Raw genomic sequence first — 12,752 nt, forward strand, 5'->3', positions numbered from 1 at the left:
TTCATTTGGCTCGCGCGGCCTCTTCCGCGAACTCGCGCGCCTTGGCCCGCTGGTAGGCGTCGTAGAGTGCAGCATAGATCGGACCGGGCCGGCCGTCGCCGACGCTTTTTCCGTCGAGCGTGGTGATCGGCATGACTTCCTTGGTCGCGGAGCTGATCATGACTTCGTCGGCCGAACGCAATTCGGCTTCGGTGATGTCGCGCTCCTCGAACGGGATGCCCGCCTCGCGCGCCAGTTCCTCGATCAGCCCGTAGCGGATGCCTTCGAGAATACGCGGTCCGCGCGGCGCGCCCAGCAAGGTGCCGCCCTTCACAATCCACACATTTGAGGACGAACCTTCGGTAAGCAAGCCGTCGCGCAACTGGATGGCTTCGAGCGCGTCGTTTTCGGCGGCGTGCTGCGCCATCAGCACGTTGCCGAGCAGCGATACCGATTTGATGTCGCAATGCAGCCAGCGCTTGTCTTCGGCGGTCACGGCCACCGCGCCGCGCGCACGATCCGCCACGCTCGGAAACACGAGCTGGCCGAGCATGACGAACACGGTCGGCGTGATGCCCGCCGGAAATGCGTGCCCGCGCCGCTTCGCGACGCCGCGCGTGACCTGAATGTAGACGAGCGCGTCGCCGGCACCGGCGTTTTCGCCGATGGCGCGATCGATCAACGCGCGCCAGCCGGCATCGTCGAAAGGATTGTCGATGCGAATCTTGCCGAGACTGCGATTCAGCCGCGCGAGATGCTGTTTGAGCCGGAACGGCAGGCGAGCGCCATCGGCTTGCGCGTAGAGCGGCACGACTTCATACACGCCGTCGCCGAAAATGAACCCGCGATCGAGCACGGGAATGCGCGCTTCGGAAAGCGGCCCCCACTCGCCGTTCAGATAAACCGTGGGATCGAAGACTTCGGCTTGGCTCATCGGGACCGCTCCTTTCTCAACCTGTCGTTCAACTTCGGTTACTTGGATTACTTGCGCTTTTGCCACCAGAGCAGCGCCGAATCCCACAGGCGGCCGAAGATGCCCGCTTCCGGCACGTCCTGCAACGCGACGAGCGGGAACTGCGCGACTTCCTTGCCGTCGGCCATCATCTTGACGGAGCCGATCTGCTGGCCCTTCTTGATCGGCGCGACGAGCAGGTCGTTGTGCGTGACGGTCGGCTTGACCTTCTCGCCCAGACCCTTCGGCACGGTGATGTACTGGTCCGTCATGACGCCAGCCTGCACGCTGTCGGCGGCGCCCTTGTACACGCGCGGCGAGTCGATCACCTGATTCGCCTTGTACAGGCGCAGCGCGTCGTACGCGGTGTAGCCGTAGTTCAGCATCTTCAGGCTGTCCTGCACGCGGTTGTGCTCTTTCGGCTCGCCCATCATCACGGCGACGAGACGGCGGCTCGCATCGGGCACGCCGACGAGCGAGCGCTTCGCGGTCGCGATCAGGCAGTAGCCCGCGGCCTTCGTGTGGCCGGTCTTGAGGCCATCGACGGTCGGATCGAGCCACAGCAGGCGGTTGCGGTTCGGCTGCTTGATCTTGTTGTACGTGAATTCCTTCACCGAGAAGATGCTGTAGTACTCGGGGAAGTCGCGCACGAGGCGCGTGGACAGCACGGCGAGATCGCCGGCGGTCGTGTAGTGCTGCGGATCGGGCATGCCGTTCACATCGGCGAAATTCGTGTTCTTCATGCCGATGCGCTTCGCCGCCGCGTTCATCAGCTGCACGAAGTTGCTTTCGCTGCCGCCGACGAGCTCGGCGAGCGCGATGGCCGCGTCGTTGCCCGACTGCACGATCATGCCGTAGACGAGATCGTGCACGGTGACCGGCTTGTTCGCCTCGATGAACATGCGCGACTCGTCCGTGCGCACGCGGCGCACGGCCTCGCTCGGCATGACGGTCTGATCCATGTTGATCTTCTTCGCCTTCAGCGCATCGAAAACGAGATACGCGGTCATCAGCTTCGTGAGCGATGCAGGCTCGACGCGCTCATCGGGATTGCCCGATGCGAGCACCTGATTGCTGGTGGCATCGACGAGCACCCACGAGCGCGCGGTCACCTCGGGCGGCGCTACTTGCGCGAAGGCGCTCGCGGCGGCCAGCACGGCGGGCAGCACGAGTGCGGCTTTGATGGCGCGACGATGAACGATGGAAACAGAAGGAAAAGACAGGCCGGCAGGGACAAAGCGCATAGGATCGATCGGCGGAAAAAGCAGGCTGCGACGAGGACGATCGGGGATCGGATGATCGGCGAAGCACGGGTTGAACAGGCTGACCGTCGCTGTTGATCGGGCTTATCGCCAGGACAGCGGCACGCGCGGCGCCGCGGCGAAGAGCGCTCGTTCGACAGACGGACGCGAAAACGGTTCTCGGAAGCCGGCGTTTCGATGACTGCGAGAAATTCGGCGGCATCGCACGGCCGGAAACAGCGAAAAAATTCTGCGCCATTATACGCGCGGCCCGCTTCCGTTTTCCTTCGAATCTGCGCTGTTGCTGCGGGTTTTAACGTTTTTCAGGCTGCGCCTAGACGCTTTTGCCGGTCACGAAACGATGCGCGCCCGAAGCCCTTCAGGCACCTTGCGACGCTCGTCCGATGACGAAAAGCTCAGCGCCACGCGTCGACGATCACGCGCTTGAGAATATGCAGCTTGCGGTGAAAGAAGTGCTCGCCGCCCGGAATCACGACGACGGGCAATTCCTGCGGCCGCGCCCAGTCGTAGACGGATTGAATCGGCACGGTTTCATCGACTTCGCCGTGAATCACGAGCGTGGTGTCGGGCACGGGCGCGACTTCCCAGCGGCTCGCCGCCGTGCCGACGAACACCATGCGCTCGATTTCCTTCCCCGCTTCGAGCATGCGCCTCGCGACATGCGACAGCACGAACGTGCCGAATGAAAATCCCGCGAGCACGATCGGCACGTCGGCCTGACCGGGTTGCGCGCGCATGTGGTCGATCAGCGCGAGCAGATCGTCCTGCTCGCCGATGCCGTTGTCGTGCTCGCCTGCCGTCGCGCCGACGCCGCGAAAATTCGAGCGATACGTCACGTAGCCGAGCTGGACCATGGTGCGCGCGAGCGTCTGCGCGACCTTGTTGTCCATGGTGCCGCCGAAGAGCGGATGCGGATGCGCGACGAGCGCGATGCCGCGCGCGGGCTGGCTATTGGCATCGGTGCGATCGAGCGCACATTCGATCTTGCCGACCGGCCCGTCGATCAGGAATTTTTCGGTTTGCGCGTTCATGGCTGCCGTTATGCGGGTTGATCGATGAGAAGACGTTCGACGATCTTGCCGTTGGCCAGATGCGACTCCACGATTTCGTCGATGTCGGTTTCATCGACGTACGTGTACCACGTGCCTTCCGGATAAACGACCACGACCGGCCCGAGTTCGCAGCGGTCCAGACACCCGGCCTTGTTGATGCGCACCTTGCCTTCGCCCGCGAGGCCGAGTTGCTTCACGCGCTTTTTCGCGTGCTCCTGCATGGCCTGCGCGTTGCAGTTCGCGCAGCTCGGACGCGGCGCATCGGCATCGCGCTGGTTCAGGCAAAAGAACACGTGGTACTTGTAGAAGGAATCCATGAGCGTGGGCGATGAGAGTGTCGGTCGATTATAGCGAGCGATGTCAGGGTCTGTTCGCATATAAAACGGCCATGCGAACGCCCGAAATCGGCCGCAGTGCAAGGCGTGCGTCGCGCCGTTTGGCGGCCCCAAACAAGCGACGCGCGACGCCGCAATGCGGCCGATTTCGGGCGTTCCCCTGGATTAAATTTATAGTTTGGGGTTGCCCCGTAAAGGGCCGCTCGCGGCGTCATGCTCCTCGCGAATACGCCCGGTATTAGCTTCGTCGCATTCCTTGCGATCGGCCCTTTACGGGGCAACGCATGGCCGTTTTATATGTGAACAGACCCTGATGCCCGCCGCGTCACACCGGCCGGTTCGCCTTGCGCGCGCGACGCCGCGCGAGCCACGCGCGCTCCGCCGCGGACGCGAGCCAGCCGAGCGCCGCATACGGCCATACCCACGCGAGCCAGTGCGCGAGTCCGTTGAAATGCAGATAGCGTCCCTGCCGCCAGTCGGCGAGCACGATGTCGAAATACGGATTCACCGGCAGCAGATTGACGATCGCGAGCGAAACGACGAGCGCCGCGCCCGCGAGCGCCGCTCGCAGTCCGCGCGGCAGCGATACCGACAGCACGCCCGCCGTTATCGCGATGCCGATGCCTTCGAGCGCGCCGTCCGTCGCCCAGTCGAAGGTCAGGCCCGCGCGCGATTGCAGGAACGTCGCGCCCGCTTTCGCAAAGAGCGTGATCGCGACGAGGCCGAGCATCAGCCGGATACGCGGCGCGCGATGGCGCGTGAGGAGCGTCACGAGTACGAGCGCCGCGAACAGGCTCGTCGATGTGATCAGCGCTTCCCACGCGTCGTCGGGCAGCAGCGCGCCGATCCGGTCCGGCCAGCTTTCGACGTCCCATGCGGCGGGCGTCCACGCGAGGATCGCGTCCTGCATCGCCGGGTCGAGCTCGTCCCATAGCACGCGCGGCAGGTCGCCGCCGCCGAAGAGATACGGCGCGGGGAACATCGCCGCGAACGGCCACAGCGCCGACAGTCCGATGACATACGCCGCGTCGCGCTCGAACCACGTGAAGCGGATGCGTCGCAGGAGGCCGCGGTCGAGCAGCGCGCTCGTCGCGGGCGCGATCAGCACGCCGCCGACCAGCGCGCCGAACGCGTTGGCGGCGAGATCGAGATTCGAGGCGACGCGCGTCGGCAGATACGTCTGGATGGCTTCCATCGTGCCGGACAGCAACGCGCCACCGACGAGCGCCGCGCCCACCGCGAGCGTGCCTCGCACACGCGGATAGAGCGCGAGCACGATCAGCGAACCGAGCGGCATGTAGCCGAGCACGTTCGTGACGACATCGAAGACGGTCAGATACCGCGGCAGCGGATCGGCGAGATACGCGAGCGGGCTCAGGCCCAGCGAGCGCCAGCCGGAAAAAGGATAGAGCGAACCGTAGACCACCAGCACCGCGTACGCGGCGAGCGCCTGCCGGGAAAACGCCGACGGGCGGCGCTGCCATTGCTTGATCGTCATGAGCCGCCCGGACGCCTCCGTGCTGGGCGGATGGTGGAACGACCGAAGGTCATCGCGAAGCGGAAAGGGGTTGCGCGGCGAGCCACGCGGAAAGTTGCGCGATCACATCGTCCGATGCGGCCGCGAGCGCCCGCGCGCCGCCGGATGCGTCGGCGCTCGGCGCGGGCGCGCTCGCGGCGAAACTGCGCTGGCCGATCACGCGGCCTTGCTGCGTGAGCGTCGCGCGCACGGACACGAGGCCGTGGCTTTGTTCGGGCGCGTCGAAGACCTGCTCGAAGCTCGTCAGCTCGACTTCGAGCAGCGGCACGGCGCGCACCGGATCGGCGCCCGACAGGATCGGGCCGCGCGCCGCGAGCGCATCGCGCAGCCGCTGCGTGAGAAGCTGCCCGGGCGGCATCGTCCAGTGGCTGTCCGAATAGTTGCCGGTGCGCTGCGCATCGACGTAGCTCAGCCGATACGCGAACGAGTCGGTTTCCAGACTGCGCGGCGCGCCCACAGCGAGCACCTTCACCGGCGGCATCGGCAGGCTGTTGGCCGTTGCGTCGAAGGCAGGCGGCGCGCCGAGGTCGTAATGCGCGTTGGGCATCGCGGTCGGCGTCGATCCGCAACCCGCGAGCAGCGTGACGCAAGCGAGCGCGAACGCCGCGACTGCTCCTTTCATGTCGATGTCTGCCATGTCGTTTTCTCGATCAATGCGCTGCTTTCGCGGGCCACGTGAAGCCCGGCTCGCCCGGTCCCGGCTCCTTTTGCGGCGCGCCGAAGAGCACGCTGCGCGGATTGGTGCTGAACGCGTCGGCGGCGCGATCGACCGAACGCGCCGCCGCGCTCACGTCGTCGCCGAACGAATAGAAGCGCGGCAACGCCTCGAAGCCGACGCGCGCCGTCACGAAGCGCAGCGACTCGTTCATGTCCGCGAGCGCCGCGCCCGCTTCCTCCGCAGCCTTGCCCGCCTTGTTCAGATTGGCGACGAACGGACCATCCGGACGATTCAGGTTCTGCACGAACTGGTTGGTCGAGGCGAGCGTGGTATTGAGCTGCTTGAGCGTCTGCGGCAACTGGGCCACGGCGGGCTGGACCTGACCCGCGAGCGCCGTGATGCTGTCCGCCGCGCCCTGCAGGCTTTTCGTCGTGGCCATGAGCTGATCGCGCACGTCGTCGGAAAGGAATTTGTCGGCGTCCTCGGACAGGCGCTCGAACTTCTTCAGGATCACGTCTCCGCGCTGCTGCAACTGTTCGAAGAGGCCGGCGCGCATCGGCACTTCGGCGACATGCTGCGGCGACGAATCGAGCGGCGAGGTGTCCTTGCCGGTGTCGTCGAGCTGCACGAACGCGATGCCCGTCACGCCCTGAAAACCGAGCGTCGCGAAGGTCGAGTGGGTCATCGGCGCGTTTTTGTCGACGAGAATGCGGATACGGATCTGACCGGGATGCTCCTTGTCGAAGCGGATCGATTGCACCTTGCCGACGCCCAGGCCGCGATAACGCACGGCCGCGTCCGTGAAGAGACCGGTCACGTTGGTCCGCGCGATCAGGTCGTAAGGCACGCGCACCGTGCGATCCACGTTGAAGAAGAACACGGCGAACGCGATGGCCAGCACGAGGACGATCGTGAAGAGACCGGTCCAGAACGCGTGTGATTTGTTTTCCATCGGCAGGTTCCTTTGACTTCGCGGCGGCGTCGGTGAGGCGTCGTTCGGCTATTTGTTGACGGCGATCGGCGCGTCCTCGAGCGCGGCCGGCGGCAGTTTCGCGCGGCGCTCGGGCGGCAGCGCCTGCAGCGCGCGACGCCCGCGCCGTCCGAGAAAATACTCGCGGATGAACGGATGATCCACCGCGCACGCTTCCTCCACCGGCGCCGCGACGAGCACGCGCCGTTCCGCGAGCACGGCGACGCGCGTCGAGAGCGCGACCATCGTATCGAGATCGTGCGTGACGAGAACGACGGTCAGCCCGAGCGCGCGATGCAGCGTCGCGATCAGATCGACGAACTCGTCCGACGCCTTCGGATCGAGGCCGGCGGTCGGTTCGTCGAGAAAGAGCAGTTCGGGCTCCAGCGCGATCGCCCGCGCGATGCCCACGCGCTTCACCATCCCGCCCGACAGCGCCGACGGCATCTTGCTCGCATGCTTGCACGACAGCCCGACCATCTCGAGCTTCAACATCACGAATTCGCGGATCAGGTCCTCGGGAATCTTGCCGAGCTCGCGAAACGGCTGCGCGATGTTGTCGTACACGGTCAGCGACGAGAACAGCGCGCCCTGCTGGAACATCATGCCGGAGCGCGTGCGCAGCATTTTCGCCGTTTCCTCGTCCATCTGCGCCCATTCCTCGCCGAGCACGCGGATGGTGCCCGATGTCGGCGATTCCAGCCCGAGCATCTGCCGCACGAGCGTGGTCTTGCCCGAGCCCGATCCGCCGAGCAGCGCGACGATCTCGCCGCGCCGCACATCCAGATTCAGGTGCTCGTGGATCACCGTGCGCCCGTAGCGCTTGGTGAGATCGCGCACTTCGATCACCGGTTCCGCGATGACGGGCGGCGGCTGATGGCGAACGGCTGTGGCGAGCGTGGTCGACATGGCGGTCAGAGTCCGACGTTCTGAAACAGGATCGCGAACACGGCGTCCGCGAGAATCACGATGGTGATCGATGTCACGACGGATGTCGTCGTGCCTTCGCCGAGACTCTGCGAATTCGCCTTGATGCGGAAACCGAAATGGCACGCGGCGAGCGCGATCAGCATGCCGAACACGACGCCCTTGCCGAGCCCGATCCACAGATTCGCGATCGGCACGACCGACGGCAGCGAGCGGATGAAGAAGTTCATGTCGATCGACAGCACGAGCTTCGCCGCCAGCGCGCCGCCCGTCAACGCGATGATGTTGGTCCACATGACGAGCAGCGGCATCGCGATACCGAGCGCGATCACGCGCGGCAGCACGAGCCGCAGTCCGTGCGGGATGCCCATGACCTGCATCGCGTCCAGTTCTTCCGTGACGCGCATCACGCCGATCTGCGCGGTGATCGCGGAACCCGAACGCCCGGCGACGAGAATCGCGGAGAGCACCGGTCCGAGCTCGCGGATCACCGAAAGCCCGAGAATGTTGACGATGTACTGGTTCGCGCCGAACGCCTGCAACTGCTGCGCCGACAGATAGCTCAGCACGATGCCGATCAGGAACGCGACGAGCGCGGTGATCGCGAGCGCCTGCGCGCCGGCGCTATAGATGTTGGCGGAGATTTCCGTCCACGGAATGCGCTGCGGACGCCGCACGAGTCCGACGAGATCGAGCACGAAGGCGCCGAACATCGCGAGGCCGCCGTAGAGATGATCGAAGAAATCGAAGATGAGCTGGCCGAGGCGCGTGACGGGATCGACGCGATCGACAGGCTCGGGTTCCTCGCGCTCGGCATCGAGCAGCGCGACGCGCTCGAAGATTTCGCGCTGGGTATCGGACAGCGCGATGGTCGCGGGCATCTTGCGGCCCCACACGCGCCACAGCGCCTGACCGCCGACGTGATCGAGCCGCTCGATCGACAACAGATCCCACTGGCCGATCGCCTCGCGCCCGATGGCGCGCAGCCGCCGCGTGACGCCGCTCTTCGCGCGGTCGCGGGCGAGCGCGAGCGCGGTCCACTGGCCCGAGAGCCGGACCACCTTGCCCTGCTGACCGGCTTCCACTCGTAGGCGCGGCGGCGTGTCGAAGTCCAAGGATCGATGGCGCGGTGAGACGCGGTTAAACGGGAGAGGACATTGTAGCGAAGTGTGTCGCGGGGGCGAGGGGATGATCTCGCGCCGCGAAAGTCCGAAATCGGCGCCACACCTTACAAGGCGAGGTTTCAGCAAGCGAAAAACCGGCATTGCGCCGCTACAATATCCGCCATGAACTCAACTCCCTTCGCCCCCGACGCGCCCTGGCGCATCGACCGAACCCGGCTCGCGACGCTCGCCGAGCGGCCCGCCCGCGACTGGACCATCGATATCGTCGACGAAACGGGCTCGACGAACGCCGACGTGATGGAGCAGTTGCGCGCCTCGCGTCGCGGCAGCACGCCCGCGCCGCTCGCCCGCGTCGCGTATTCGCAGACCGCGGGGCGCGGACGGCGCGGCCGCGCGTGGCTCGCCGAACCGGGCAATGCGCTGTTGATGTCGGTCGGCTGCGTGCTGAAGCGGCCGATCGAAGGGCTGTCGGGTCTGAGTCTCGCCATCGGCACCGCGGTGCTCGACGCGCTCGCGCATCTGCCGCTCTCGCCATCCGCGCGACCCGCGCTGAAATGGCCGAACGACGTCTTGCTCGACGACGGGAAGCTCGCCGGCATCCTGATCGAAACCGCGTGGAATACGCCGAACGCGACGGCGGTTGTCATCGGCATCGGTGTGAATCTGCATGGCGCGGAGCAACTGGCCGCTCAGGTCGACGATGCGAACCGCCAGGCCACGCCGTCCGCGCCCGGCACCACGCCCGCGGCGCTGGCGCGCGCATGGCCCGACGCCAATCTCACCGACACCCTCGCCGCGCTCCTCAACGCGCTCGACGCGGCGCTGCCGCGTTTCGAAACCGAAGGCTTCCGGCCGTTCCGCCAGCGCTGGCTCGACGCGCACGCGTGGGCCGGACGCGAAGTCGTGCTGATGGATCAAGGCATGGAAGTGACGCGCGGGATCGCATCGGGTGTCGACGAAAGCGGCCAGTTGCTGATCGACGCGCCCGAGGGCCCGCGCACGGTCACGACCGGCGAACTCACGCTGCGCCTTGCGCGGGAGCGTCCGTGAGCGAAGCGCCGCATCTGCTCATCGATGCGGGCAACAGCCGCATCAAGTGGTCGCTCGTCGATGAAACCGGCGCGTCGCTGTCGAACGGCGCGTTCGAGCACGCGCATCATTCGACCGCCGCCGATGACGCCGCGCTCGATGCCTGGTCCGGGTTGCCCACGCCTTCGAGCGCCTGGATTTCGAACGTCGCGGGCATGCCGGTGCAGAACCGCATCCAGCGTCTGATCGACGCGCGCTGGCCGACGCTGCCGCGCACCGTCGTGCGCGCGCGTGCCGAGCAGTGCGGCGTGATCAACACCTACGCCGACCCGACGCGCCTCGGCAGCGATCGCTGGGCCGGCATGATCGCCGCGCGGGCGGCCTATCCGGGCGAGCATCTGCTGGTCGCGACTTTCGGCACGGCGACGACGCTCGAAGCATTGCGCGCCGACGGCGTCTTCACCGGCGGCCTGATCGCGCCCGGCTGGTCGCTGATGATGGAATCGCTCGGCAGCCACACCGCGCAGTTGCCGACGCTCGACGCCGCATCGGCGCGCGAGGCGCTGAATCAGACACGCAGTCTTTTCGCCACCGACACCGCCGCCGCGCTCTCGTCCGGATGCCTGCTCGCGCAGGCGGCGCTGATCGAGCGCGCGTGGCGCGACCTGAAAGCAGACTGGCACGCCGATGTCCGGCTCGTGCTCGGCGGCGGCGCGGCAAATGAAATCGCGGGGGCACTCGACGTGCCACATACGCGACACGATTCCCTCGTGCTGTCCGGCCTCGCGCTCATCGCGCGCGACGCGACGGCGCGCCAGTCGTCTGACTGACCGATTCGATTGATGGACGGAGCAAAAGAATGCTGCGCTGGCTGATCGCCCTTCTGATTCTCGGCAACCTGCTGATGTTCGCGGTCATGCGCGGCATGTTCGGCCCGCTCCCCGCCTCGGGCGCGCGCGAGCCGCATCATCTGTTGCAGCAGGTTCATCCCGAAGCGCTCGCTACGCGACCGCTGAGCCCCGAAGAAGCGTTCGATCAGCCGCGCGTCGGCGGACCGGCGCCTGCCGCCAACGTGCAGTCCGCGCCGCTCGGGCAGTGATTCCGCGAGCGCGAATCAGGACTGCGCGCGGACCTTTTTGAGCAGCGCGGTCGTCGATCGATCGTGCTCGAACGCGATGGCGAGCGCCTTGCCGCCCCAGCCGCGCACCAGCGCCGATTCGGCCAGCTTGTCCATGTCGTAGTCGCCGCCCTTCACGAGCACGTCGGGACGCAACGCATCGATCAACTCCAGCGGCGTCGATTCCTCGAACTTCACGACCCAGTCGACGCTTTCCAGCGCCGCGAGCAGCGCCATGCGATCGTCTTCGCGATTGATCGGCCGATCGTCGCCCTTGCCGAGCGTGCGCACGGACGCATCGCTGTTCACGCCGACCATGAGCGTCGCGCCGAGCGCTTTCGCATCGGCGAGATAGGTCACGTGACCGCGGTGGAGAATGTCGAAGACGCCGTTGGTAAACACGACGGGACCGGCAAGGGCCGGACGGCGCGCGGCGAGCGCTTCGCGCGTGATGATCTTGCGTTCGAAAATGGCGGACATGTCGGCGCTCGTTGCGATGTGCTGAAAGCGCGCATTGTGCCACGGCGCTTTCGACGCGAATCGAATCGATGAGGCCAGAAATGCAAACGGCCCGCCGTTTCTACCCGGCGGGCCGTTTCGTCGTCAAGGCGTGAAGGACTGAACGCTCAGGCCGGTTGCTCGGCCGCGCCGCCCGGCGCGGCTTGCAGACGCAGCGTCACTTCCTTGCGATAGCGATTCAATTCCTGCGCGGTCACGAACGAACGCTCGAACAGAATGGACAGGTTGTGCAGAATGCGCTCGACGACCTTCTTCTCCCAGCTGTCGTCGAAGCGGATCTGGTCGTCCAGCCAGCGTTCGAGCCATTCCGGATCGGGCAGGCGGGACTGCACGGTGTCGCGCGGGAAGAGCGCCTGATTCACATGCAGGTTGGTCGGATGCAGCGGCTTTTCCGTGCGGCGCGCCGACGCCATCAGCACGCCGATCTTCGCGAACGCCGCGCGCGCGGTGTCGCCCGCATTCGCGAGCGCCTTCTTCATGTAGCGCAGATAAGCGCCGCCGTGACGGGCTTCGTCGCGCGAAATGGTTTCGTAGATGTGCTTGATGACTGGTTCGGTGTGCCACTCGGCCGCGCGTCGATACCAGTGATTCAGACGGATTTCGCCGCAGAAATGCAGCATCAGCGTTTCGAGCGGCGGCGCCGGATCGAATTCGAAGCGCACCGCGTGCAGCTCCTCTTCGCTCGGGACCATGTCCGGCTTGAAGCGCCGCAGATATTCCATCAGCACCAACGAATGCTTCTGTTCTTCGAAGAACCACACGCTCATGAAAGCGGAGAAGTCGCTGTCATGGTGGTTGTCACGCAGGAACATTTCGGTTGCGGGAAGAGCGGACCATTCGGTGATCGCGTTCATCTTGATCGTCCTGGCCTGCTCGTCGGTGAGCAGGGACGCATCGAATTTGTCCCAGGGAATGTCCTTCTCCATATCCCAGCGGACGGATTCCAGCGATTTATAAAGTTCCGGATAAAGCATGGTGTTCATTGTCCACCCCTGATGCCACGTATGCGACGTTATATCTAATGACTTCGGCCGAGACGCGCGGAAAACCTGCACGCAAGCAGCCAAGCTTTCAATTTTACGCGGGATTCGGTCGGCCTAAGACTAAAAGCGACAACGAGCGCTCAAATTCGGCGCTGCGGCGACGCGTCGCGCCGCGAAAACACTGCACTTCCTTGTGCAAATGTTGCTGTTGTGCGTCTTGTTCTACCGTGGGTGAGGAGCGAAACCTGTGCCTGAGGTATGGTCGAATGGCGCCGATCCTGCCGCCGGAACTGCGCCGGCCGTGCAGT

14 protein-coding genes are annotated in these 12,752 nt (G+C 65.7%); 3 read left to right on the forward strand and 11 right to left on the reverse strand.

Annotation, left to right across the window (positions count from 1 at the left end; translation table 11 throughout):
* Position 1: 1 nt before the first annotated feature.
* The 9 genes from IAG25_RS33340 to IAG25_RS33380 all read right to left on the reverse strand — a co-directional run bounded on the left by IAG25_RS33340 (position 2) and on the right by IAG25_RS33380 (position 8,787).
* On the reverse strand, positions 2-913 hold the full coding sequence (locus IAG25_RS33340; protein ID WP_187608690.1) for a D-amino acid aminotransferase: 912 nt from the start codon (positions 911-913) through the stop codon (positions 2-4).
* Between the two features lie 47 nt (positions 914-960).
* Positions 961-2,175 carry a D-alanyl-D-alanine carboxypeptidase family protein gene (locus IAG25_RS33345; RefSeq protein ID WP_187608691.1) on the reverse strand — a complete coding sequence of 405 codons (1,215 nt, stop codon included), beginning with the start codon at positions 2,173-2,175 and terminating at the stop codon, positions 961-963.
* Between the two features lie 413 nt (positions 2,176-2,588).
* On the reverse strand, positions 2,589-3,224 hold the full coding sequence (locus IAG25_RS33350; protein ID WP_187608692.1) for an alpha/beta hydrolase: 636 nt from the start codon (positions 3,222-3,224) through the stop codon (positions 2,589-2,591).
* Between the two features lie 8 nt (positions 3,225-3,232).
* A complete protein-coding gene (locus IAG25_RS33355) occupies positions 3,233-3,562 on the reverse strand; it encodes a (2Fe-2S) ferredoxin domain-containing protein (protein ID WP_035497506.1) in 330 nt (109 codons plus the stop codon).
* 343 nt (positions 3,563-3,905) lie between these two features.
* On the reverse strand, positions 3,906-5,078 hold the full coding sequence (locus tag IAG25_RS33360) for a VanZ family protein (RefSeq protein ID WP_187608693.1): 1,173 nt from the start codon (positions 5,076-5,078) through the stop codon (positions 3,906-3,908).
* A 49-nt stretch (positions 5,079-5,127) separates the two neighbouring features.
* Positions 5,128-5,754 carry an ABC-type transport auxiliary lipoprotein family protein gene (locus tag IAG25_RS33365; protein ID WP_187608694.1) on the reverse strand — a complete coding sequence of 209 codons (627 nt, stop codon included), beginning with the start codon at positions 5,752-5,754 and terminating at the stop codon, positions 5,128-5,130.
* Between the two features lie 13 nt (positions 5,755-5,767).
* The gene (locus tag IAG25_RS33370; protein WP_035497501.1) at positions 5,768-6,727 is read right to left on the reverse strand and encodes an MlaD family protein; all 960 of its coding nucleotides are present in this window, start codon (positions 6,725-6,727) and stop codon (positions 5,768-5,770) included.
* Positions 6,728-6,775: 48 nt separating this feature from the next.
* On the reverse strand, positions 6,776-7,654 hold the full coding sequence (locus IAG25_RS33375) for an ABC transporter ATP-binding protein (protein WP_035497499.1): 879 nt from the start codon (positions 7,652-7,654) through the stop codon (positions 6,776-6,778).
* 5 nt (positions 7,655-7,659) lie between these two features.
* Positions 7,660-8,787, reverse strand: coding sequence for an MlaE family ABC transporter permease (locus IAG25_RS33380; RefSeq protein WP_035497497.1), 1,128 nt, complete (start codon positions 8,785-8,787; stop codon positions 7,660-7,662).
* 171 nt (positions 8,788-8,958) lie between these two features.
* Here IAG25_RS33380 and IAG25_RS33385 point away from each other — a divergent pair, with 171 nt between their 5' ends.
* From IAG25_RS33385 to IAG25_RS33395, 3 genes are read left to right on the forward strand one after another with little or no spacing between them, the layout of a single operon-like run.
* Positions 8,959-9,846 carry a biotin--[acetyl-CoA-carboxylase] ligase gene (locus IAG25_RS33385; RefSeq protein ID WP_035497496.1) on the forward strand — a complete coding sequence of 296 codons (888 nt, stop codon included), beginning with the start codon at positions 8,959-8,961 and terminating at the stop codon, positions 9,844-9,846.
* Positions 9,843-10,655, forward strand: coding sequence for a type III pantothenate kinase (locus tag IAG25_RS33390; protein ID WP_187608695.1), 813 nt, complete (start codon positions 9,843-9,845; stop codon positions 10,653-10,655). The genes IAG25_RS33385 and IAG25_RS33390 overlap by 4 nt, the downstream gene beginning before the upstream one ends.
* Positions 10,656-10,684: 29 nt before the next feature.
* Positions 10,685-10,924, forward strand: a complete 240-nt coding sequence (locus IAG25_RS33395) for a hypothetical protein (protein WP_187608696.1) — start codon at positions 10,685-10,687, stop codon at positions 10,922-10,924.
* A 15-nt stretch (positions 10,925-10,939) separates the two neighbouring features.
* Here the strand turns inward: IAG25_RS33395 and rfaE2 are convergent, their stop codons facing one another.
* The gene (gene rfaE2 / locus IAG25_RS33400; RefSeq protein ID WP_187608697.1) at positions 10,940-11,422 is read right to left on the reverse strand and encodes a D-glycero-beta-D-manno-heptose 1-phosphate adenylyltransferase; all 483 of its coding nucleotides are present in this window, start codon (positions 11,420-11,422) and stop codon (positions 10,940-10,942) included.
* A gap of 146 nt (positions 11,423-11,568) precedes the next feature.
* Positions 11,569-12,444 carry an acyl-ACP desaturase gene (locus tag IAG25_RS33405; RefSeq protein WP_035497492.1) on the reverse strand — a complete coding sequence of 292 codons (876 nt, stop codon included), beginning with the start codon at positions 12,442-12,444 and terminating at the stop codon, positions 11,569-11,571.
* Positions 12,445-12,752 lie beyond the last annotated feature (308 nt).

The sequence above is a fragment of the Caballeronia sp. EK genome (genome assembly GCF_014384845.1).
GTDB classification, from domain to species: domain Bacteria; phylum Pseudomonadota; class Gammaproteobacteria; order Burkholderiales; family Burkholderiaceae; genus Caballeronia; species Caballeronia jiangsuensis.